This is a genomic window from Janthinobacterium sp. SUN100 (assembly GCF_030397705.1).
Lineage (GTDB): Bacteria > Pseudomonadota > Gammaproteobacteria > Burkholderiales > Burkholderiaceae_D > Janthinobacterium > Janthinobacterium kumbetense.
This window is the reverse complement of sequence record NZ_JAPUBU010000001.1, coordinates 810363-833427: the sequence shown is the minus strand read 5'-3', so window position 1 is coordinate 833427 and position 23065 is coordinate 810363. Positions and strand designations below refer to the sequence as shown.

Below are 23065 nucleotides of genomic sequence, written 5' to 3'. Positions count from 1 at the left end.
ACAATATGACCGATATCGAACTGGATAATTTGTACACGGAGCTGTGCCACACCATGGGCGGCCTGGGCGAACAGCGTTCGCCCCTGTTCCTCGCCCGTTTCGCCTTGCTGGCGATGGGCGCCATCGGCAAGGCCGACGTGGTGCAGGGCTTGCTGCACGACGCGGCCGACGGCTTGGCGGAGCCGGCATGATAGGCGCCGGCTACCAAAGCGGCTTCGGCAACGAGTTTGCCACGGAAGCCGTGCCCGGCGCCTTGCCGCAGGGGCAGAATTCGCCGCAGCAGGCGCCTCTGGGCCTGTACGCGGAACAATTGTCGGGCACGGCCTTCACGGCGCCGCGCGCGCAGAACCGGCGCTCGTGGCTGTACCGCATCCGCCCCGCCAGCCAGCATCCGCCGTTTACCTTGCTGGAAAACACCCGCATCGTCAGCGACTTTCACGCCATGCCGCCCACGCCGCCGAACCAGTTGCGCTGGGACCCGCTGCCGCTGCCCGACAGCGCCACGGCGGTGGACTTCATCGACGGCTGGCAGACCATGGCCGGCAACGGCAGCGCCGAAGCGATGAGCGGCTGCGCCATCCACGTGTATGCGGCCAACCGCTCCATGCAGCGCTTCTTTTACTCGGCCGATGGCGAATTGCTGGTCGTGCCGCAGGAAGGCCGGCTGGCCATTGCCACGGAACTGGGCTTGATCGAGCTGGAACCGCAGGAAATCGCCGTCATCCCCCGCGGCGTGCGTTTCCGCGTGACCCTGCCCGATGGCGCGGCGCGCGGTTATGTGTGCGAAAACTTCGGCACGGCCTTCCGCCTGCCCGACATGGGCCCCATCGGTTCGAACGGCCTGGCCAACAGCCGCGACTTCCTCACGCCGCACGCGGCGTATGAAGACATCGACGGCGCATGCGAGCTGCTGGCCAAGTTCGGCGGCCATTTGTGGCGCACGACCCTGGACCATTCTCCGCTGGACGTGGTGGCCTGGCATGGCAATTACGCGCCGTACAAATATGACCTGCGCCGCTTCAACACCATCGGCTCGATCAGCTACGACCACCCGGACCCGTCGATCTTCCTCGTGCTGCAGGCGCCCAGCGAAAATCCCCTGTTCGGCGCCATCGACTTCGCCATCTTCCCGCCGCGCTGGCTGGCGGCCGAGCATACCTTCCGCCCGCCGTGGTTCCACCGCAACGTGGCCAGCGAATTCATGGGACTGATCCACGGCGTGTACGACGCCAAGGCGGCCGGTTTCGTGCCGGGCGGCGCCAGCCTGCACAACTGCATGTCCGGTCACGGCCCCGATGCGCAGACCTTCGACAAGGCGTCGCACAGCGACACGTCCGCGCCCGTGAAGGTGGCCGACACCATGGCCTTCATGTTCGAGACGCGCACCATCCTCAAGCCGACGCCATTCGCGCTGGACGGCGGCCTGCTGCAAAACGACTATTTCGCCTGCTGGCAAGGCTTGCGCAAGCATTTCGATCCGGAGCAGGCGTAGTCTTGCGCTGCTCACGCGGCCCGCGCCCGCGCTTCCGTCTGCGGGTTGGCGGGCCGCGCCAGTCCCAAATGTCCGCGCAGGGTGCTGGCCGCATAGTCGGTGCGGAACAAGCCGCGCCGCTGCAATTCCGGCACCACCAGCCTTGTAAATGCCTCGAAGCCTTGCGGCAGCAGGGGCGGCACGACGTTGAAGCCGTCCGCGCCCCGTTCCACGAACCACTGTTCCATCAGGTCGGCCACCGTCCTGACGGAGCCGATCGCCTGCAAATGGCCGCGCGCCACGCGGAAGCGCAGCACCAGCTGGCGCAAGCTCAGGTTCTCGCGGCGGGCCAGCTCCAGCTGCTGCAGGAAGCGCCCCTTGCCGTTTTCTGGCGCCTGATAGGGCAGGTCGGGCAGCGGGCCGTCGAGCGGATAGCCGGATAAATCAAAACCGCCAAATTCCAGGTGGCTGAAGTCGACCAGTGCCTGCAGTTCGCCGAACTGGTCCTGCGCCTGCTGGTCCGATTCGGCTACTACCACCGACAGCCCCGGCGTCACTTTCAATTGATCCTCGGCGCGGCCATACTTGGCCATGCGGCCCTTCACGTCCGCGTAGTACGCCTGCGCCACGGGCAGCGAGGTGGCCGAGCAGTACACCATCTCGCCCAGGCGCGCGGCAAATTCGCGGCCCGTCTCGGAATTGCCTGCCTGGACCAGCACCGGGTGGCCCTGCACGGGGCGGGGCAAGTCCAGCAAGCCTTGCGAGGCAAAGTACTGGCCCTGGAAATCGAGCGCATGGCCCGCTGCCGGCTGGTAGAACTGGCCGCTGGCGCGGTCGGGCCGGTCGAAGGCATCGTCATCCCAGCTATCCCACAGCATCTTGGACAGGGACACGAATTCATCGGCGCGCGCATAGCGCTCGGCGTGGCTGCGCGGTGCATCGATGCCGAAATTGCGCGCCGTGTGTTCGCCAAACGAGGAGACGATGTTCCAGCCCGCGCGCCCGCCGCTCAGGTGGTCGAGCGAACTGAATTTGCGCGCCACGTGGTACGGATGCTCGTAATTGGTGTTGACGGTCGCGATCAAGCCGATATGGCGGGTGACGGCGGCAATGGCTGACAGCAGGGTAAATGGCTCGAAGGGCAGGCCGATGGCGGCGCGGCCCGTGTCCGGCGTGACGTCTCCGGCGCGGCCGATGAAGTCGGCGATAAAAAAACTGTCGAACTTGGCCGCCTCGGCCAGCCTGGCGGCGTTTAGCCACCAGGCCAGGTCGGGCCGTCCGCTGGCGCTGGCCGATGGATGGCGCCAGGCGGCGGGATGGTGGCCGTGGCGTTGTAAAAAGACATTCAGGACAAGCTGGCGTGCTGGCATGGGAGGAACTCCGTGGTGGATTGGCGACATGGCGTGTCTCAATAATTACGCAAGGTTCGGGCCAGCGCTGGGCATGCGGCCGGATATGCAAATTCCGGATAAGCTAGCGCGGCACCATTCGTTCACGCCTGGAGATGGAGCGCGGTATAGTCGGCCCATGGAACTCTTAGCCCACAACTTCAGCAGCGATTTCGCGCGCAGCGCCCACCTGGCCCGCGGCGCGGGTGATGACGGCGACAGCGAGGCGCTGGTCGCCTTCCGCGACCCGCAGCAAATGAGCTTGCTGGTACGCGCCACGGCCTTTGTCTTTGCCGACCCCCGTTCGCGCCAGTTGCACGAGCTGATCGAACGCATTGCCCCCAGCGAGGCGACGGTGCTGATCACGGGCGAAACGGGGACGGGAAAAGAACTGATTGCGCGCCACGTGCACGGCTTGAGCGGTCGCGCCGAACAGACCTTCGTGGCGATCAATTGCGGCGCGTTTTCCGAAACCCTCGTCGAGAGCGAGCTGTTTGGCTATGAAAAAGGCGCGTTTACGGGCGCGCAGCAGGGCAAGCCTGGCTGGTTCGAGACGGCCAGCGGCGGCACCCTGTTCCTCGATGAGATCGGCGACTTGCCGCTGGCGATGCAGGTCAAGCTGCTGCGCGTGCTGCAGGAGCGCGAAGTGGTGCGCCTGGGCGCGCGGCGCGCCATCCCCATCGACGTGCGCCTGATCGCCGCCACCAACGTGGACCTGGCCGAAGCCGTGCGGGCCGGGCGCTTCCGCGAAGACCTGTATTACCGGCTGCAGGTGATCGGCCTGCCGCTGCGTCCCCTGCGCGAGCGCCCGGGCGACATCATGCCGCTGACGCGCCACTTCATGGCCATCTATGCGCAGCGCCTGCACCTGGGCGAGGTGGAACTCGGCCTCGATGCGCAACAGGCCTTGCTGGCCTACCCATGGCCGGGCAATATCCGCGAACTGGAAAACGTCATTCACCGCGCGCTGCTCGTGTGCCGCAGCGGCGTCGTGCGGGCCGAAGATTTGAGCCTGTCGGGCTGGCACAGGGCGCCCGCTGCCGCACCTGTCTCCGCATCTGTTTCCGTGGCTGTCCCAGACGCCTGGGAGGGCGGCGCGGATATCGCCTATGCGGCCCACGGCGCGCCCGGCCAGGACGATTTATTGGCGGCCGAGCGCTTTGCCCGCGCCTGGCAAGCCTTGCTCGACTCGGGCGAAGCCGTGGAATTCGAAGCGATGCAGCAGGAACTGGTGCGCGCCGCGTGGGAGCGCAATGAGCGCAACCAGGTGCGCACGGCCAAACACCTGAACCTGAGCCGCAACATCCTGCGTACTTTCCTGAAAAAGGCGGGCGCCATCGATTAGGCATACGAGCGACCTCCCGGAGCCGGACCCGCAGCGATGCGGCTCCGGCTTTTTTCATGGCTGCTGCGCGCGCAGCACATTGCTGCCATGGGGGCAGCGGATTGCTGCCAAATCAACAGCGGCGGGCCGCGGCGGGCATCCTGGGCATGGCATGTTTTCTGCGAGGAGGGTAGGGCAGGCCGCTGCGCGATGCGCGTACGGCCTTTTCTTTGACCCACGACAGGAGTCCACGCATGACCATAGAATTCATCTGGCAATTGCCCACCAGCGGCGATGGCCGTTACGCGGCGCCCGGCATCACGCGCCGTGGCGAGCGAAACGCTGGCGCGCCCAGCCCCCTGCAGGCGGGCGTGAGCGACCCGCGCGGCGCGCGTCCGCCCTTTAACTATTTCGATTATCTGCACCAGATCGCCCGCGCGGCCGATCTTTCCGGCTTCGACGGCATCCAGGTGCGCCACGATACGCAGGGCGATGAAAGCTGGATCGTCGCCGGCTATCTGGCCCGCAGCACGCGCCATTTGAAACTGATCGCGGAATTCGATGCCGCCTGGGGTTCGGCCGTGTATGCGGCGAAGAACGCCGTCAGCTTCCAGCGTTTTACGGGGGGACGCTTCGCCTGGCAGATCGGCCCTGGCGGCGACGCGGCAGCGCGCCGGCGCCAGGGCGATGCGGCGCCGGAGGCCGACATCCTGCCCCGCATCGATGAATTCATCACGGTGGCGCGCGGCGTGCAGAATACGTCGCCGTTCAGCTTCAAGGGCAAGTTCTTCGAAGTGCAGGACGGCGGCTTCAAGGGGCCGCTGGCGAACCATCCCGTGAACGGCATCTATCTGACGGGCGAGTCGCCTGAAGCGCTGGCCCTGTCGGCGCGCCAGGCCGACGTGCACGTCTTCGACGCGGCGCCCGTGAAGGATTTGCAGCCCGCCATCGCCAGCCTGCATGCGCAGGCGCGCCAGCTGGGCCGCGCCGTGGCGGCGGGCTTGCGCATCGACGTGCTGGCCCGCGAAACGTTCGACGAAGCCTTGCGCGACGCGCGCCGCTACCGCAGCGGGGCGGGCCTGCCTGACGATGCTCCGTCGGCTGATGGCACGGCGGGCGGTGCAGCCTTGTTCTGGCCCGGCTTTGCGCAAGCGCAAACGGGCGCCCGCGGGGCCCTGGTCGGCAGCCATGCACAGGTCGCCGCAGCGCTCGAAGCCTACGCGCAAGCCGGTGTGTCCAGCTTCGTGCTGGCGGCCATTCCCCATTTCGAGGAAGCCTACCGCATCGGCGAGCACGTGCTGCCCCGCGTGCGGGCAGCGTTGCGCGCCCAGCTGCAAGCGGCTTGAGTCCCCGTATCCAACCTATTCAAGGAGTACCCATATGGCTATCGATTTTTTCTGGCGCATCCCCACGCATGGCGAACCGAGTTCGCACCGCGCCCGCACGCCGTTTCGCGGCGACTGGTTTCCCGGCAATGACAACCTGCGTCAGGCCGGCCTCGGTGGCGGCGGCGCCGACGGTTTTACGTATGTCGACTACCTGGCGGAAATCGCCCGCGCGGCGGAATTGTCCGGCTTCCAGGGTGGTTTGATACCGTCTTTCCCCATGACGGACGAACCGTGGGCCATTTCCGCGCTGCTGGCGCGCGAAACGAGCACCTTCCGCTTCATGATCCCGTTCCAGCCCGGCTTCCTGAATCCCGTGGTGGCCGCGCGCATGACGGCCAGCCTGCAGCGGGCCACGCGCGGGAGGGCCCTGTACAACGTGATCACGGGCGGCGGCGGTCCGGCGCAGCTGTGGTGGGGCGATTCGGCCGGCCACGACGACCGCTACACGCGCACGACGGAATTTCTCGACGTGGTGCGCGGCGTGTGGCGCGGCGGGCCGTTTTCCTACCAGGGCAAGTTCTACCAGGTGGAGGATGCGGGCCTGGCCACGCCGCTGTCGGAGCAGGATTTCCCCGAGATTTATTTTTCCGGTTCCTCCGACGCGGCCTTGGGTTCCGCTTCGAAACACGCCGATTACTACCTGACGTGGCTGGAACCGTTCGAGCAGCTGCGCGAGAAATTCGCCCGCGTGCATGAAAAGACGGCGCTGCTGGGACGCAAGATCAAGTGCGCCGTGCGCGTCGACATCGTCGCCCGCGCCACGGAAGAAGAGGCGTGGGACGAAGTGCGCAAGGGTTTCGAGGCCGTCGATGCGGCCACCCTGCGCCAGTTCCTCGGTGCCGATGGCGGCGATTCCGTGGGTGCGGCGCGCCAGCGGGGCAACCGCCCGACGACGCTGAACAGCTACAAGGACTTGATCACGGCGCCGAACATCTGGGCCGGCTTCAACCTGCTGCGCGGCGGCCAGACGCAGGGCATCGTGGGCAGCTACCAGCAGGTGGCCGAGCGCCTCGACGAGCTGGTGCAGTTGGGCGCCGACGCCTTCATCCTGGCCAGCACGCCGCACCTGGAAGAAGCATACCGCGTGGGCGAGGAAGTGCTGCCCCTCGTGCGTGGCCACACGGCGGCACTGCTGCGCGCCGCCTGAGTATCCCCTGTTGCCGCGACAGCAGCACCACCGCCTGCTGTCGCGCAGGCAGCACGCGGCAGCGCCGCTGCTGCCAAATCAACAGCACTATCACTCCGATAGTCTTCCTTTTAAATCAATCACTTAACGACGATTTTGCTGCGCTGCGGCAGCGGGCATGCCCCTTGCAATACAGGTCATCACCATCTCGCGTTTTGACTTTACTCAAGGATAATCACCCATGCGCCGTTCGACTGCCCCCGCCGCCTTTTCTTCTTTCCCCTTTCACTTGACGCCAGTGCGCCGCGCGCTGCGCTCGGCCTTCGCCATCGGCGGCCTGATGCTCGTCCATGGCATGGCCCATGCCGAAGCGCCTGCCGCCGAGGTCATCGCCGCGGCCGACGCGAACGGCGCCGGCGAGGGCGCCGCGCTGCAATCGGTGACGGTGACGGCGCAAAAGCGCGAAGAATCCGCGCAGAAGGTGCCGAGCGCGATCACGGTATTGGGCGGCAAGGAGCTGCTCGACACGGGCATCGGCCGTTCTGCCAGCGAAATCCTCAATTACGTGCCGAACGCCTCGGCCGGCACGCAGCAGCATGGCCGTCCGCGCTGGTGGATACGCGGCGTCGGTGCGGGCCAGCAGCAGATCGATTTTCCGAACCCCGTCGGCTTTTACCTCGACGACGTCTACATCAGCAATTCCAGCGCCACGGGCTTTCCCCTGTTCGACCTGGACCGGGTGGAAGTGCTGCGCGGCCCGCAAGGCACCCTGTGGGGCAAGAACACGACGGGCGGCGCCATCAACGTGATTTCGCGCAAACCGTCGTTCAAGTCCAGCGGCTACGCCAAGGTCGATTACAGCAGCTACGACACCAAGCTGGCCGAAGGGGCCATCGGCGGCGCGCTGGTCGACGAGGTGCTGGCGGGGCGCTTGTCCTTCCACACGGAGCAGCAGGACAAGGGCCGCTTCCACAACCAGTTTACGGGCGAACGCGATGGAAAGCTCAAGGACAGCGCCATCCGCGGCCAGCTCAAGGCCCTGATCGGGCGCGACCTGACGGCCAATCTGAACCTGCATTACCGCGACTACACGACCAAGGGCGCCACCACCACCGTGGCCAGCTATGGCGCGAATGGCGTCTACCGCAACGGCTACGTCCCCAGCACGAATCCCGATGACGTGAGCACGAATGCGCCGGCCGACAGCGACGTGAAACAGGGCGGCGCGCAGCTGAACCTGGAATACGCGCTGGGCGAGCTGACCCTGACGTCGATCACCGGCTATGAAAACTTCCGCAACGAGGCGACGGGCGACAGCGACAATACGCCGCTGGAAGTGGGCCGCAGCCGCTCGAAGGCGAGCAGCCGCCAGGTATCGCAGGAGCTGCGCCTGACGTCGCCGCAAAACGGTGCCGTGAGCTGGGTGGCGGGCCTGTTCTACTTCAATGAAAAGATCGATTCCGATTCGGCTGGCGCGCGCCTGCCCAACGGCACGGTGCCGGCGCTGGCGGGCAGCACCCAGCCCGTCGGCTACAACCGCACCGTCTACCAGCACAAGGCGCGCAGCGCGGCCATCTTCGGCAGCACGACCGTCAACTTCAGCGAGCAGTTCCTGTCCACGTTCGGCTTGCGCTGGACGACGGAAACCAAGGACCTGGATTTGCGCCGCGTGCAGGCCGCATCGAACACGGTGACGTTTGGCGATGCGTCGAACTGGTGGAACACGGTCAAGGGCGGCAATTACGCGGCCGCCTCGGTGGCCAACAACAATTTCACGTCGAACCCGTCGACCACGTGGAATGCGCTGACGTATGACGTGACGCCCGAATACCGCTTCAGCCGCACCCTGCGCGGCTACCTGAAATACGCGCACGGCATCAAGTCCGGCGGCTACAATACGAGCGCCACGGATGTGCGAGCATTGAATACGGTGAAGCCGGAAACCCTGAACTCCTTCGAGGCGGGCATCAAGTCGGAATGGCTGGACGGGCGCCTGAATTTCAACGCCAACGTCTTCCACTATGACTACAAGAACGTGCAGGTGAATATCACGGGCGTGTACAACGGCGACCCCACGCAAAGCGTCAATTACCTGCAGAACGTGCGCAAGGCCCACGTGAACGGTGCGGAATTCGAGCTCGAGGCGCAGCCGACGGACAACCTGCACCTCAACGCCAATATCGGCCTGCTGCGCACGGAATTCGACGATTTCGCCATCCAGAACAATGGCGGCGACCGCTCCGGCAATGAATTCGTGCGCTCGCCCCACGTGACGGCCTTGCTGGCGGCCGACTACCGCTACCCGCTGGGCAATGGCGCGCAGCTGGTGTTCAGCGGCGACGTGCGCTACACGTCGAAGCAGTACTACTATGTCGACCCGCAAAATGCCGCGCGCGACCTGCTGAACCAGGGCGGCTTCGCGCTGGCCAATGCGCGCCTGTCTTATGTGCTCCCGGGCGGCAAGCAGCGCATCACGGCATATGCGAACAACCTGGCCGACAAGGTCTATCGCAACCATACGCTCACCAGCTTCGTGCCGGGCGCCGTGAATGGCGACACCGTCATCATCGGCCAGGGCCGCACGGTGGGGGCGTCGTACACGCTGCAGTTCTGAGCCTGACCGCCTGATGTAAAAAGGCCGGCGATTGCGCCGGCCTTGTCGTTTATGACGCCAGCTTACGCCGCCGCTTGCAGCAGCGCGTCGAGCCTCCGCTGCGCCTCTTCCAAAGGCCGACGGTCGATCCAGCGCTCGATATCCACGTCGCGATCGAGAAAGCCGTGCTGCAGCTGGAAATCTTTCTGCTGGCGGAACAGCGCTACTTTTTCTTCCGACAGGTCGGGCGCCAGGGTCAAATGAAAACCGTCGCGGTAGGCTTCGGCCACGGCGTCGGCGCCGGCCCGCGTCTCGCCCTGCAGGATGGCCAGCACGTCGGCCTGGTGGCTGCGGGCCCAGTGCGCGGCGCGCAGGGTTTGCGTCAGGAAGCGCACGACCAGTTCGAAATGCTGTTCCAGCATGGTCTCATGCACGGTGATCGGCCGCGGCGTGCCGTTATTCACGCGGAAGCGCCGGTCGGGCAGGGCGTCGATGTCTATGCCCACTTCCAGCCCCGCCGCGCGGGCCGCCTCGGCCGCCGCCGCGCCTTTTACGTAGACGGCATCGACTTCCCCGCGCAGCAGCGGCGCGATGCCTTGCCACAGTCCCGCGCCCAGATTGACTTGCGCCGGCGCCTCGCCACCCACTTCCACCAGCTGCACATCGTCGAGCGTGAGGCCGGCCGACGCCAGCACGCCCTTGTAGCCGGCCAGGCTCATGCCGCGCGCGATGCTGCGCCCGCGCCGGTTGTCGCGCAAGTCCTCGGCGCGGAAGACGGGCAGTGCCAGACGCTTGCCCTGCAGCTGCGCGGGCGTGGCGATGCCGGAGCCGGGGCGCACGAGGATGGCTTGCCACTCGTCGATCCAGGTCAGGCCGATCAGCCGCGTGGGCGCCCCTTGCGCGCGCGCGGGCAGGGCCAGCAGGTTGCCGCCTTCGCGCACGAGCGTGGACAGGCCGTGGTCGTAGTGGTGGCGCGCCAGCTCGCCGCCCACTTCCTGCAGGGTCTTTAACGCGATGCCGTCGCGGGCGAATTCCTCGTCCAGCCAGCCCAGTTTGTAGGCCAGGCCCGTGGCCGTGGGCACGGGGCAGCGGGTGAACCAGACGGTATCGGTGGCGGGGGATGGTGCGGTAGTCATGGGATTCCTTCGTGGTGGTGGAAGCCTGTAACCGTGCAGGAAACGTGCCCGCGCCGCTTGCTGGCTGGCCGACAGCGCGTGCGGACGGTGCTGCTGCCGCGCCAGCAGCCGCTGTTGCGCAGGCAGCAGCCATGCACCACTTTCCCGGCGCTGGCGCTGGCACGCGTCTTGCGAAAGTAGTGGCAGGACTGACCCGTATTCCAACCCCAACGAATGGAGCATGACATGACGGACGTGGCACAAGCGGAAGCACAACAAGTACAGGTGCAGGAGTTGACGGCGGCCGAACTGGCCTTCGTGGAGCAGGTGCGCCGCGATGCGCAGATCGCCTTCGACGGCTTGCGCGAGACGGGCAGCCTGACGGCCAATGGCACGGTAGGCTTCGTCGAGCGCACGCCGGGCGGCGACAAGGTGGTGGTGGTCAACGATCAGGGCCCGTTCCGCCGCGGCCAGGCCCTGAAGGCGGCCGTGCTGGCGCTCGACGGCACGGTGCTCGCGGGCGACGCGAACAACGGCGGCGCGCGCTACTTAAAACTGTTCCGCGAGCGCCCGGAGGTCACGTCGATCTCGCACGTGCACTCGCCGTCGCTGGGCGCGTGGGCGCAGACGCACCGCACCCTGCCGATCCGCTACGTGCCCGTGCAGCGCTACCAGCTGGTGCGCGAAATTCCCATCTATATCGACCGCCGCCAGCCGGAAGTCGATTTCATCCTCGGCGAAATCGCCCGCAACACGCATGCGACGGCCATCCTGGAAGCGAATGGCGGCGCCACCGTGTGGGGCAAGCAGGGCTTGCTGAAGCTGGCCGAATTCATCCTGCTGCTGGAAGAGGGCGCGAAGATCCAGATCGCGGCCGAAGCCATCGGCGGATCGCGCGATTTCGGTCCCGGCGTGTTGCTGCAGCAATGGAAGATGAGCAAGCTGATCGACACGGCGCGTGCGCTGTCCTTGTTACCCGCCACCGACCTGGTGTAACCCTTTCACGAACAGGCCCGCAATGTCATTGAAATTCTTACGTTTGAGCTGGCGCAAGGCAGTCGCCGCCGCCGTGGCGGCCAGCCTGCTGGCGCCAGCCATCGCTGTGGCGGCCGAGCCGTTGCCGGCCGCCGTGCGCATCGCCGTCGTGGCCCGCACGGCGCCGTCCGGCAAGACCGTGTTTGCCGGTTCCGCCGCCCAGGTGGCGTCAACGGGCTGGCTGTTGGCCGAACTGGGCAAGCTGGGCGTGAAGCTGGAATGGGTGCCCGTCACCACCAATTCCGTGGCGACTCAGGTGAACGAAGCGTTTGCCAACCATTCGATCGACCTGGCCCAGTATGGCGACTTGCCATCGATTATCGCCAATGCCTCGGGCTTGCAGACGCGGCTGATCTTGCCTGGCGGCAGCGCCAACAATACCTATCTGGTGGTGCCGAACGGTTCCACGGCCCGTTCGATCAAGGATTTGAAGGGCAAGAAGATCGCCCTGCACCGGGGGCGGCCGTGGGAATACCCATTTGCCCGCCTGCTCGAAGCGAATGGCATGACCTTGCGCGACGTCAAGATCCTCAACCTCAATCCGCAGGCGGGCGCGGCGGCCGTGGCGACGGGCGGCGCGGACGCCTTCTTTACCCTCAGCGATGCCTTCTTGCTGGAAGATAAAAAGGTGGGCAAGATCATCTGGTCCAGCAAGGCGCCGCCGCAGGATTGGAAGATGCGCGCCGAACTGTGGGCCGACAGCGGCTTCCTGCAACGCTGGCCACAGCTGGCCCAGCTGGTGGTGACGGCCTATGTGCGCGAACACCACCGGGCCGCCGGCGCCGGTGGCGAAGACGAATACGTGCGCACCGAGGCGGCCGCGGGCCAGGTGGAAAGCGTGGTGCGGCGCGAACTGGCGGGCGACCACACGCCATGGCAGGCGCGCTGGTCGCCCCTGTTTACGGCCAGCCTGCGCCAGCATTACGTGGGCGAGGCGGCATATGCGAAGAGCGCCGGCCTGATCGGGCGGCCGCTGCAAGTCGACAGCCTGTTCGCGCCCCAGTTCGTCAACACGGCGCTGGCGCAGCTGAAACTGCAAACGTACTGGGCGCCATGACTTCCATCGCCCGCGCCATCGCCTTGCCGCGCGCCCCCGCGCCAGCGCGTGCAGCCCCAGTCCCCTTGCTGCAGCGCTTTATCCGTTCACCCTGGTCCGTGTGGGCGTCGCCGCTGGCCTTGCTGCTGCTGTGGACAGCCGCCACCACCTTCGAATGGATGCCAGCGCACATCTTGATGTCGCCATGGCAAGTGCTGCTGACGGCGCGCGACCTGGCCGAAAGCGGCGAACTGGGCCAGCACCTGGGCATCAGCCTGTTCCGCCTGCTGGCTGGCTTCGGCCTGGGGGCCAGCTGCGGCCTGGCCTTTGGCGTCGTGCTGGGGCTGTCCCCTGGCTTGCGCGCCTATGTCGACCCCACCTTCAATGTCTTGCGCCAGTTGCCGACCGTCGCCTTGATCCCCTTGTTCATCTTGCTGTTCGGCATAGGCGAGAGTTTTAAAGTGTTTATTGTTGCCAAGGCCAGTTTCTTCATCGTTGCGCTGGCCGTGCATGACGCCATCCGCAACCTGTCGCAGCGCTACTTTGAGGTGGCGCAAGTGTATTGCTTTTCGCGCTGGCAGCGCATCCGCCTGATCGTCCTGCCCGCCATCGTGCCGGCCGCGCTGACGGGCATGCGCATCGCCCTGTCGCGCTCGTGGATGGTGCTGGTGGGCGCGGAATTGCTGGCCGCGGACAGCGGCCTGGGCCAGATGATGGAGATGGGCCGGCAAATGTTCCGCCTCGACGTGGTGATGGTGGGCGTGGTGCTGACGGGCGTGATCGGCTTCGGCCTGGACCGGGCCTGCCACGCGCTGGAAGCACGGCTGATGCGCTGGAAGCGTAGTGGCGATGGTAAGGGAGGCGCCACATGAAACAACGTTTGATCCAGATCATCAAGGGCGCGCTGTTGCCGCTGGCCTTGCTGGGCGCCTGGCAATGGGCGTCTGGCCAGGGCGCGGCGGCCGCGTATATCTTTGTCTCCCTGGGCGACCTGGCGCACAGCTTGCGCGACCTGGTGATCACGGGCGAGCTGTGGGTGCACCTGCGCGCCAGCCTGGGCCGCACCCTGGCCGGCTTGCTGCTGGGCGGCAGCGCCGGCATCGTCACGGGCGCGCTGATGGCGCAGTCGCCGCTGGCGGACCGATTGATCGGCCCCCTGTTCCACAGCATCCGGCAAGTACCGTTGCTGGGCCTGATTCCCTTGCTGGGCTTATGGGTGGGCAATGGCGACGGCGCCAAACTGCTGGTGATCGCCATCGCCGCCTTCTATCCCACCGTGCTCAACACGTATGCGGGCATGCGCCAGGTGGAAGGGCGCTTGCGCGAAGTGGGGCAGGTGCTGACCCTGACGCGCTGGCAGACCTTGCGTCAGATCCTGCTGCCGGGCGCCATGCCGGCCATCGTCACCGGTGTCACGCATGCACTGGCGTTTGCCTGGCTCGCTTGCCTGGGCGGCGAACTGCTGTTTTCAGCCGGCCCCGGCATGGGTTCATTGCTGCTCAATGGCGAAGTGTCGGGCCGCATGGATGTCGTCTTGCTTGCCGTGCTCGTGATCGCCTTGCTGGCGCAAGCGATGAACGTGGCGTTTGCGCGTCTTGCGCGCCTGCTGGTGAAGGGGCGCAGCAGTGAGTGAATCCTTGCCATTCCAACCGGACGCGGCCGTCAGCGCCCGCGAAGGGGAGCTGCGCGCCTTCTTGCTGCGCTTTATCGGCTTGACCCTGCTGTCGGGCGTGACCATCGGCATGAACAAGGTGCTGGCCACCTTGCTGGGGCTGCATTTGCACGTGAGCAACTTCCAGCTGGCCGCGATCAGCAGCGCGGAAACCCTGGCCATGGCGCTGGGCACCATTCCTGCCGGCTACATCTTGTCGCGCGGCAATCCGAAGCATCTGTACGCTGGTGTCAGCCTGAGCCTGGCACTGGCCTTTTGCGTGTTGCCGTGGCTGCCCGGCTGGCAATGGGTGGCCCTGCTGATGTTTCTCGTCGGCCTGTGCATTTCGCTGCGCATCGTGGCCATGAGCACCGTGTTTCTCGTGCGCTTGCCGGAACTGGGGCAGGGCAAGGCGGGCTGGTACAAGGGGACGTTGATCCTCGGCATGCAGTTCCTGGGCCCCCTGTGCGGCAATTACCTGATCGCGCAGCTGGGACTGAAGGCGGGATTTTTGATCTCGGCCCTGATGTTCGCCATCCTGGCCGTGCTGGGCTGGCAAGTGTTGCCTGACAACACGGCGCCGCGCAAGCAGGCCGGTAACTCCACGCTGCCCGGCGCGGCCAGCCTGCGCGAACTGCTGCGCCTGCCCATCGTGCGCGTGACTTATCTGTTTGAAATCCTCGCCAGCTTCACGGCGTCCAGCGTGGGCGTGTTTTCCATCTTGCTGGCCATCCGCGTGCTGCACTGGCCTGCGCACCACTCCGTCTGGCTGATGGCCGTGCAGGGACTCAGCTGCGTGCTCGTGCTGCTGTTCCTGGGGCGCTTCGTGCTAGCCAGCCGCTACCGCGAGCAACTGTATGGCGGCGCCCACCTGGCCATCATGGCGGCCTTGCTGATCCTCGGCCTGTGGCCTTCCAGCATCGCCTACCTGGGTGCCTCCGTGCTGCTGGGACTGGGCCTGGGCGTGAATAACCTCGTCAATACAGACAATATCGCCCGCGCGCCCGTCGACAAGGCCCGCGTTTCCGCCCACTTGACCCTGTTCGGCATGGTGGGCGGCACGGCCGGCGCGCTGGCGGCGGGCCGCCTGGCCGACTTGACGGGCTTGCGCAATGTGTTCCTGATCTGGCTATTTCCCTGGCTGGCCGCCTGGCTGGTTTTCCACGGCAGCCGCTGGCTGCGCCGGTCGCCGCCCGCCGCCATTCCTTCCCTTGCCCCCACCGCAGAGAGTGCGCCATGAATGATTTTGTTTCCCCATCGACCTTGTCGCCGCAACAGCAGCACCTGAGCGGCGGCTTGCAAGTGCAGCACGTGAGCAAGTCGTTTTCCCTGAAAGGCGCGCCGCTGCCCGTGCTCGACGATATTTCGCTGACCATCGCGCCGGGCGAATTCGTCGCCATCGTGGGCGCCTCAGGTTGCGGTAAATCAACCCTGCTGCGCCTGCTGGCAGGCCTGGACACGGATTACACGGGCTTGCTGCTGCACGATGGCGTGCCCATCCGTGGCACGGATCTGCGTCGGGGCCTCGTGTTCCAGGATCACCGCCTGTTCCCCTGGCTGACGGTGCAGCAAAACGTGGCCGTGGCTTTCAGCAATACCAAGGTGCCGCTGGCCGAGCGCGAAGCCCGCGTGGCGGCGGAAATCACCCGCGTGGGCCTCGATGGCTATGCGGATGCCTATCCGCATCAGTTGTCTGGAGGCATGTCGCAGCGGGCGGCGATTGCCCGCGCCCTCGTGGGACGGCCCGACGTGCTGCTGCTGGACGAACCGCTGGGCGCGCTCGACGCGCTGACCCGCTTGCGCCTGCAGCAGGAGCTGCGCCGCCTGTGGCAGGACGAGGGCATCACCATGGTGATGGTCACGCATGACATCGATGAAGCCGTCTACCTGGCCGACCGCATCGTCGTGCTCGACGCGCGTCCCGGCAAGGTGCGTCGCGTGCAGGACGTGCCGCTGGCCCATCCGCGCCAGCGGGGTTCGGCCGGCTTTGTCGCCATCCGCGACGGCTTGCATGCGGATTTCAGCGACCTCGACGAATCGCACGCGCCCGTGGCGCGGGAAGAACACCCCAGCAGCTCGTGGGATGGCAATGAATGGGCGCGCAGGATGGCGCTGTAGTTTTTTTGATATCCATCAACTCGGAGATACAAGATGAGCAATAGCAACGCACTCGACACCCTGTGGTACACGCGCTGCCCCGTCCCGACGGGCCTGGGGATAGCCCTGCAGCAAGGCTGGCTGGAAGAAGCCTTGCGCGCCGACGGCACCAGCTTGCGCTCCTTGCGCGAGTCGGACCAGGAAGCCGTGCGCGAATCGCATTTCGACCATACCCTGCAGAACTCCGTGCGTCACGGCGGCAATATTCCTGCCCTGTGGGCGCGCGCGGCGGGACGCGACACCCGCGTGATCGGCCTGTCGTGGTCGGACGAGACGCAGCTGATATTGACCTTGCCCGGCAGCGGCATCCAGACGGTGCGCGACTTGAAGGGCCGGCGCTTCGGCTTGCCGTTGTGGAGCAAGGCGCAGATCGACTTTGCGCGCGCGCAAGCCTTGCGGGGGCTGGAAAATGCGCTGAGCCTGGAAGGGCTGGCCGTGGTGGACGTGGAATTGGTCGATTATGTGGTCAACACGGGCCAGAGCGAGGCGCCGCCGGAAAAGGGCGTGGCGACGAATCTGTTCAGCGGCGCCCGGCGCGGCGGCCAAAGCCCGGAATTGCTGGGCCTCTTGCGGGGCGAGGTGGACGCCATCTTCCTGAAAGGCGCGTCGGCCGCCCAGTTGGCGCAGCAGTTCGGCTTGCATACGGTGATCGACACGGGCATCCACCCGGAACCCTTGATCCGCGCCAACAACGGCACGCCGCGCACCCTGAGCGTGGATGCGCACTTGCTGGATAACCATTTTGCTTCCGCCGTCACCCTGGTCGACCAGGTGCTGCGGGCCGAAGCGTGGGCGCGCGGCCATGCGGACGAGACGCGCCGTTTCCTCGCGCGCGAATCGAATGCCAGCGAGCACTGGGTGCAAGTGGCTTACGGCAAGGATGCACATCTGCGCCTGGACACGGACCTGGCGGAAACGTCGATCGCGGGCTTGCAGGATTTCAGCGATTTCCTGTTCCGCTGGAACTTCCTGCCCAGCAAGGTCGACGTGCGCGCGTGGATCGACCCCCGTCCTTTCGAAGCGGCGCTGGCGCACGCGCGCCGGGCGGCTTGAGCGGGAAGTACGTCAACAGTGGCCATGCTTGATGATGAGGAGAATGCGATGCGGCGACGCACGGTGATGGGCGGGCTGGCGCTGCTGCCCCTGGCGGGACAGGCAGTGTCGGCAGCGAAAGGGGCGGGGGCGCCGCCGGCGGCCCTGCGCATCGCCTCGACGGGCTTTGCGGAAAACGGCAAGGCGGAACTGGGCGGCATCGCTTACCGGGTGCAGCAGGAAGGCTGGCTGGCGCGCGAACTGAAGCATCGGGGCGTGCGGCTGGAATGGCTGCCCGTCACGGGCGACACGGGCGCGACGATGAATGAAGCGTTCGCCAGCGGACGCATCGACATGGCCGCGTATGGCGACTTGCCGTCCGTCATACTCAACGCGGGCGGCGTGCGCACGCAGGTGATCGTGCCGGCGGGGAGGGGCACGGACCAGTTCCTGCTGGTGCCCACCGGTTCGCGCGCCACGTCGCTGGCCGAGCTGAAAGGCAAGCGCATCAGCGTGCACCGGGGCCGGCCGTGGGAACTGGGCTTGCGCCAGCTGATCGCCGACCAGCGCATGTCGCCCACGGATTTTCGCCTGATTAATATGGATCTCAAACCGGGCACGGCCGCGCTGGCCACGGGCGCCGTCGACGCCTTGTTCATGATCAATGGCTATCCGCTGGAAGACAAGGGCATCGGCCGCATCATCTGGTCCAGCAAGGGCTTACCCGAGCGTAAAATGCGGGCGGAACTGTGGGCGCGGCGTGATTTTACGCAAGCCCATCCCGACATCGCGGAACTCGTGGCCACGGCCTGGCTGCAGGCCCAGCACTGGGCGGCGCTCGACGGCAACCGCGAAGCCGTCATCAAGGATGGCACGCGCAACGGCACGCCCGACAGCGTGGTGCGGCGCAGCTACGACGATCCGGGCTTGCAGTGGAAAGAGCGCTGGTCGCCCCTGTACGACGACGCCGTGTACCGCCATTACCGCCGGGTGCTGGCGTTTGCGCAGGAACAAAAGCTGATCCGGCAACCGTTGACGGCGGAAGAATTGCTGGAGCCGCGCTTCGTCGCGGCCGGCTTGAAAAAGCTGGGTCTGGCCAATTACTGGGAACCGGCCAAGGTGTAGCGTCAGCGCGGGACGTGGCTCAATGGGGCAGGCATACGCGTCCCGCCACGTTGATCACGTCGTCGCCCGCATGCGCGCGCAGTTGCAGCAGCATCAGGGCCACGCCCAGCATCAGCGCGGCTGCGCAGAGTTTCTTGTGCATCGTCTTTTCCGTTTTTATGCTCGATGGAGCTTGGTTGTCATATTTACAGCCATATTATTGCCGAAATTCATGTGTGCGGGCTGAGCTTGTGCCAGGCGTGCTTTACAATTATGCATCTTGCGCATCCGCGCCATCTGAATGCTATGCATAGTATGTGAAGGGAATGACAAGCCTGTGACTTCCAAGCCGATCAAGATCGCCGCCACCGTTGTCGTGGCACTCGCCGCTGGGGCCGGCATTTATACGTACACCCGTCCCGCCGCCACCGCCGCGCCGGGCGCTCCCGCCGCGGGCAATCCGGCCGCCGCACCCCAATCGACCGTCGAAACGGCCGCCGTGGCCGCCCAATTCCGCGACTTGCTGGGCAATTTCCGCAAGATTATCGTGCTGCTGGCCGACGAGCAAAGTCTGCCCGAAGGCGCGCGCGATGAAGCCCGCAAAGTGGGGCAGGCGCTGTTCCATGAAAACCAGGAACGCATCGCCAAGCTCGATGCGGCGCTCGACCAGCTGACGGCGCCCACCAGTCCGGGCCGCTTCGAGGCGCTCGACAGTTTATTGACCTATATCGAATCCGATCCCGGCCTGTACGACGCGGACCGCCTGGCGTTCCGCGAACTGCTGCAAAGCATGCTGGCCGACGTGGCCAAGGATTCGTCCTTGCCGGCGATCAAGCTGCACAAGCGCATCTCGGAAGACCTCGACGCGCTGGGCGAGATCGAGCGCAATTACGAGAAGGAAATCCGGCAAATCTTCGGCAACATGGGCCAGCGCGCCATCGAACTCAAGCGCGAACGGTGGGACGATTACGTGGCGCAGCTGAAAAAACTCTACAGCCGCGAACAGATTCTCAAGGAAAACGGCATCGTCGTGCCCTATGCAACACCGCCGGCTGGCTCCGTGCCCGAAGCCAAGCCCGCACCCAAGAAGGACGAAGCGGAAATCTTCGGCCTCGGCTTGCCGAAGAAAACCATCGTGCTGACCTTTGACGACGGCCCGCACCGCCGCTACACGGAAGAAATCAGCGCCATCCTGAAACAGTATGGCGTGCCGGCCGTGTTTTTCAACGTGGGCCGCAACCTGGGCAGCCTGGACGCGGAAGGCCATGCCAAGCTGGGCGCGGGCGCGGAAGTGAGCCGCAAGCTGATGAAAGAGGGCTATGCCGTGGGCAACCACAGTTTCAGCCACGCACAATTGTCGAAACAGACGGGCGACAAGCTGAAGGGCGAAATCCTCGGCACCGATACGCTGTTGAAGGCCATCAGCCCCGAGCGGGCCGCGCTGTTCCGCTTTCCGTATGGCGCGCGCAACAGCGAAGGCATGGCCGCGCTGGCCGATGCGCACTTGAAATCCGTGATGTGGAATATCGATTCGCTGGACTGGGCCGACCCCGTGCCCAGCTCGATCACCAATCGCGTGCTGGCGTCCGTCGACAAGGCGGGACGGGGCATCGTCCTGTTCCACGACATCCATGAGCGCACGGTGAAAGCCTTGCCGGCCGTGCTCGACAAGCTGATCGCCGAAGGCTATCAATTCGCGGGCTGGGATGGCACGAGCTTCCAGGTAGCCAAAAGCACGGCCCCGGCGCCGGAAAAGGTGCCCGTCACCACCGGTTACGCCAATTCCTGGGCCGTGGTGATCGGCATCGACGATTACGCGAAATGGCCGAAATTGCAATATGCGGTGCGCGATGCGCAAGGCATCCGCGAGACGCTGATCGAGAAATTCGCCTTTGCGCCCGAGCGTGTCGTGACCCTGAAAAATGGCGAAGCGACGCGCAACAACATCCTGGCCGCCTTCCACGACAAGCTGGCGCATGGCGGCGTGCAAAAGAATGACCGCATCTTCGTCTTCTTCGCGGGCCACGGCGCCACGCGCAAGCTCAGTTCCGGACGCGACCTCGGCTACATCGTGCCCGTCGATTCCGACCCGGCGCAGTTCGCCACGGATGCGATTCCGATGACGGAAATCCAGAATATCGCGGAATCGCTGACGGCCAAGCACGCGTTCTTCGTCATGGATGCCTGCTACAGCGGCCTGGGCCTGACGCGCGGCGCCGGCTCCAGTTCCTTCCTGCGCGACAACGCCAAGCGCATCGGCCGGCAAATGCTGACGGCGGGCGGCGGCGACCAGCTGGTGGCCGACGGCGGACCGAACGGTCACTCCGTGTTCACGTGGACCTTGCTGCAAGGCTTGGCGGGCAAGGGCGACTTGAACGGCGACGGCCTCATTACGGCCACGGAATTGGCCGCCTATGTGGCGCCGGCCGTGTCCAGCGTGTCGAACCAGACGCCCGCATTCGGCAGCCTGCCTGGCTCGGAAGGGGGCGATTTCGTCTTTGAATTGCCGGGCGAGACGGAATTCCTCAGCCCGAACACGACGCAGCTGTCGACGGAAGCCATTGCCCTGAACAGCAAGCTGGACGCCAAACCGGCAGCGGCCAGCGTCACGGTGAAGGATTTGCAGGGCGGCGAACAGAAGATCGTCACGCCTGGCGCCGTGCCGTCGTCCACGCGCCAGCTGGCGCAACGGGCCAACGACCGGGGCTTGCAGCTGTACAAGGAGAAACAGTATGCGGCGGCGGAAGCGCAATTTACGGAAGCGCTGAAATTGCGGCCCGACTTTGCGCTGGCGGCGAACAACCTGGGCTTTGTCTTCTACAAGCAGGAAAAATACCGCGAAGCGGCCCGCTGGTTTGAAAACACGGTCAAGATGGACCCGTCGCGCGCCATTGCCTACCTGAACCTGGGCGACGCGTATGCCAAGGCCGGCGATGCCGCCAAGGCGAAAGCGGCCTATAAAACCTATCTGGAACTGGCGCCGACGGCTTCGACGGCGCCGGCCGTGCGGCAAAAGATGGAAAAGCTGTAAGCGTGTCCGACAGCGAGCCCATCGTCCACGTATTTGCCTGCAACGGGCGCTTTCCCAGCTGGGAAGCGCTGCAGGCTTATCTGGCGCCCACGTACACGGAAGACGGCGATGCCGTGCCGTCGCCATTCTTTCTGGAAACGGGCCTCACGTCCTATGAGCCGGCCTGTTTCGAGAGCGCCATGCTGGCGTCGGCCGCGCCGCTGGCGCAGCTGCTCGATGGCGCGTCGTATGGCGACAGCTGGCTGGCGCAGGCATGCGCGGATGCGCAGGCGCAGGGCGTGCTGGCCGATGCCAGCGTGTGCGTGTTTGCGCCGAATCAGCTGGCGCACCCGCAGCGCAGTTCGCTGCATTACGTGGGCAGTTACCGTTACTGCGTGGAAGATTGAGCGCCATCCCCCCGCTCCTCATGCAATAGCTTGTTGACGCTGGCCAGCAGGCTGGTGCCCGAGGTGGTGATGAAGCGGGCACCGGCCGCCTCCGCTTCCGTGCCGTAGCTGGCAATCGTATCTTTGCTGCAATACACGATGATGGGCAGTCCGGGCTGGGCTTGCTGCACTTCGCGCACCGTGCGTATGCCCGCATCCTTGATGCGCCGGCGGTTTTCCACCCGCGCCATGTCCGTGATGAGCAGCGCATAGGGCTTTTGTTGCAGCATGGCAAGCGCCTGCCGCGTCGAGACCGCCTGGTCCACCTTGATGTTTTCCCGTTCCAGCTGTTCCACCAGCAAGGTATTGTTGCGCGGATGGTCGTCCAGCCACAGCACCAGGCTGGCGGGTTTTTTCTCCGCCGGCATGCCGGCCAGGGCCGTGACGGCCGCGCCCTCGCACGGCGGATGGGCCAGCAACAGCTGCGTCACGGCTTCCTGCATGTCCTCCAGCGATTTTTGCTGCAAACGGCTCAGTTCCGCCACTTCGATTTCCTTACCGCTTTGCAGGCGCACGGATTCGTTCTTGACCATGCTGTCGGCGCGCTTGATCATGATCGACAGGTAAATACGCGTGAGCAGGTAGCCGATCAGAAAACCATGCACGGAAAAGAACAGCATGATGCCGCCCACGACGGCCATGGCTGTGGGCGTGTCCGTGTCCAGGCTCGGTGCGATGAAGGCGGCCATGTTGCGCGCGCTGCCGGGCAGGCTTTTGAGCTCGATCAAGCCCACGCCGACGATGATTTTCGTCAGCCAGTCCGACACTTCCACCAGATTCGAATTGATTTCCATGGGCGTGGGCGTGCCCAGGAACAGGGTATTGCTGGCATTGCCCGTCGCCGCATCGGCTCCGGCGGCCGGCGGCTCGTCCGTGGCGCGGTCCTTGCCATTGCTGCGCTCGTCGTGCGGCGCCATGTTGACGGTGCCCGAGGGCAGGGTGCGCGGTATGCCGAACAGGAATCCCAGCAGCATGCCGCTGACGCAAAAGCCCAGGCTCCATAGCAGGGCCGGCACGGCATGATAGTAGGGCGGCAGCAGGGCGCCGGCCAGCACGGCCAGCAGCCCCGCCAGCAGGATGAACAGCAGGATATACGGCAGCACGTCGCGCTTGCGCACGTCGGAAGGGGGACTGCCTGCCTTGCCGGTGCTGTCGTTCAGGTTCACGCTCGCTCCTTGAAAAGGCTGAA

At 65.6% G+C, this 23065-nt stretch carries 20 protein-coding genes; 16 read left to right on the top strand and 4 right to left on the bottom strand.

Translation table 11 applies throughout. From position 1 onward, the window contains the following. Positions 1–5: 5 nt before the first annotated feature. Complete coding sequence (locus tag O0881_RS03615; protein WP_289910197.1) at positions 6–191, top strand: hypothetical protein; 186 nt, start codon at positions 6–8, stop codon at positions 189–191. Then, positions 188–1492, top strand: a complete 1305-nt coding sequence (gene hmgA, locus O0881_RS03610) for a homogentisate 1,2-dioxygenase (protein ID WP_289910196.1) — start codon at positions 188–190, stop codon at positions 1490–1492. The genes O0881_RS03615 and hmgA overlap by 4 nt, the downstream gene beginning before the upstream one ends. Before the next feature lie 11 nt (positions 1493–1503). On the opposite strand, the gene O0881_RS03605 is transcribed toward hmgA, so the two are convergent. After that, positions 1504–2841 carry an LLM class flavin-dependent oxidoreductase gene (locus O0881_RS03605; protein WP_289910195.1) on the bottom strand — a complete coding sequence of 446 codons (1338 nt, stop codon included), beginning with the start codon at positions 2839–2841 and terminating at the stop codon, positions 1504–1506. A 274-nt stretch (positions 2842–3115) separates the two neighbouring features. On the opposite strand from O0881_RS03605, the gene O0881_RS03600 reads away from it, so the two are divergent. The 4 genes from O0881_RS03600 to O0881_RS03585 all read left to right on the top strand — a co-directional run bounded on the left by O0881_RS03600 (position 3116) and on the right by O0881_RS03585 (position 9311). Beyond that, a complete protein-coding gene (locus O0881_RS03600) occupies positions 3116–4204 on the top strand; it encodes a sigma 54-interacting transcriptional regulator (RefSeq protein WP_289911446.1) in 1089 nt (362 codons plus the stop codon). Positions 4205–4437: 233 nt separating this feature from the next. Continuing rightward, positions 4438–5529: an LLM class flavin-dependent oxidoreductase gene (locus O0881_RS03595; protein WP_289910192.1), complete on the top strand. Its 1092-nt coding sequence runs from the start codon at positions 4438–4440 to the stop codon at positions 5527–5529. 34 nt (positions 5530–5563) lie between these two features. Further along, positions 5564–6718 (top strand): LLM class flavin-dependent oxidoreductase, encoded by a 1155-nt coding sequence (locus O0881_RS03590; protein ID WP_289910190.1) that lies wholly within the window; start codon positions 5564–5566, stop codon positions 6716–6718. Positions 6719–6938: 220 nt separating this feature from the next. Then, on the top strand, positions 6939–9311 hold the full coding sequence (locus O0881_RS03585) for a TonB-dependent receptor (RefSeq protein WP_289910188.1): 2373 nt from the start codon (positions 6939–6941) through the stop codon (positions 9309–9311). 62 nt (positions 9312–9373) lie between these two features. Here O0881_RS03585 and O0881_RS03580 read toward each other — a convergent pair whose 3' ends face one another. Beyond that, positions 9374–10426 (bottom strand): ABC transporter substrate-binding protein, encoded by a 1053-nt coding sequence (locus O0881_RS03580; protein ID WP_289910187.1) that lies wholly within the window; start codon positions 10424–10426, stop codon positions 9374–9376. A gap of 225 nt (positions 10427–10651) precedes the next feature. Here O0881_RS03580 and O0881_RS03575 point away from each other — a divergent pair, with 225 nt between their 5' ends. Genes O0881_RS03575 through O0881_RS03540 form a run of 8 tightly spaced genes read left to right on the top strand, consistent with a single transcriptional unit; the run spans position 10652 to position 18441 of the window. After that, complete coding sequence (locus O0881_RS03575) at positions 10652–11401, top strand: class II aldolase/adducin family protein (protein WP_289910186.1); 750 nt, start codon at positions 10652–10654, stop codon at positions 11399–11401. A 22-nt stretch (positions 11402–11423) separates the two neighbouring features. Further along, positions 11424–12497 (top strand): PhnD/SsuA/transferrin family substrate-binding protein, encoded by a 1074-nt coding sequence (locus O0881_RS03570; protein ID WP_289910185.1) that lies wholly within the window; start codon positions 11424–11426, stop codon positions 12495–12497. Beyond that, positions 12494–13348 (top strand): ABC transporter permease, encoded by an 855-nt coding sequence (locus O0881_RS03565; RefSeq protein ID WP_289910184.1) that lies wholly within the window; start codon positions 12494–12496, stop codon positions 13346–13348. The genes O0881_RS03570 and O0881_RS03565 overlap by 4 nt, the downstream gene beginning before the upstream one ends. Then, positions 13345–14109: an ABC transporter permease subunit gene (locus O0881_RS03560; RefSeq protein WP_289910183.1), complete on the top strand. Its 765-nt coding sequence runs from the start codon at positions 13345–13347 to the stop codon at positions 14107–14109. Before O0881_RS03565 ends, O0881_RS03560 begins: the two co-directional genes overlap by 4 nt. Further along, positions 14102–15367 carry an MFS transporter gene (locus O0881_RS03555; protein ID WP_289910182.1) on the top strand — a complete coding sequence of 422 codons (1266 nt, stop codon included), beginning with the start codon at positions 14102–14104 and terminating at the stop codon, positions 15365–15367. The genes O0881_RS03560 and O0881_RS03555 overlap by 8 nt, the downstream gene beginning before the upstream one ends. Further along, positions 15364–16245, top strand: a complete 882-nt coding sequence (locus tag O0881_RS03550) for an ABC transporter ATP-binding protein (RefSeq protein ID WP_289910180.1) — start codon at positions 15364–15366, stop codon at positions 16243–16245. The genes O0881_RS03555 and O0881_RS03550 overlap by 4 nt, the downstream gene beginning before the upstream one ends. 33 nt (positions 16246–16278) lie before the next feature. Next, positions 16279–17337, top strand: coding sequence for an ABC transporter substrate-binding protein (locus O0881_RS03545; protein ID WP_289910178.1), 1059 nt, complete (start codon positions 16279–16281; stop codon positions 17335–17337). Positions 17338–17385: 48 nt separating this feature from the next. Further along, positions 17386–18441 carry an ABC transporter substrate-binding protein gene (locus O0881_RS03540; RefSeq protein WP_289910176.1) on the top strand — a complete coding sequence of 352 codons (1056 nt, stop codon included), beginning with the start codon at positions 17386–17388 and terminating at the stop codon, positions 18439–18441. A gap of 19 nt (positions 18442–18460) precedes the next feature. Here the strand turns inward: O0881_RS03540 and O0881_RS03535 are convergent, their stop codons facing one another. Further along, the gene (locus O0881_RS03535) at positions 18461–18583 is read right to left on the bottom strand and encodes a hypothetical protein (RefSeq protein WP_255206395.1); all 123 of its coding nucleotides are present in this window, start codon (positions 18581–18583) and stop codon (positions 18461–18463) included. A gap of 174 nt (positions 18584–18757) precedes the next feature. Between O0881_RS03535 and O0881_RS03530 the strand changes: the two genes are divergently transcribed. Both O0881_RS03530 and O0881_RS03525 read left to right on the top strand, forming a co-directional pair. Beyond that, positions 18758–21451, top strand: coding sequence for a polysaccharide deacetylase family protein (locus O0881_RS03530; RefSeq protein ID WP_289910174.1), 2694 nt, complete (start codon positions 18758–18760; stop codon positions 21449–21451). A gap of 2 nt (positions 21452–21453) precedes the next feature. Continuing rightward, positions 21454–21837, top strand: a complete 384-nt coding sequence (locus tag O0881_RS03525; RefSeq protein WP_289910172.1) for an immunity 22 family protein — start codon at positions 21454–21456, stop codon at positions 21835–21837. Here the strand turns inward: O0881_RS03525 and O0881_RS03520 are convergent. Further along, positions 21819–23042, bottom strand: a complete 1224-nt coding sequence (locus O0881_RS03520; RefSeq protein WP_289910171.1) for a response regulator — start codon at positions 23040–23042, stop codon at positions 21819–21821. The two genes, O0881_RS03525 and O0881_RS03520, sit on opposite strands and share 19 nt — an antisense overlap. Positions 23043–23065 lie beyond the last annotated feature (23 nt).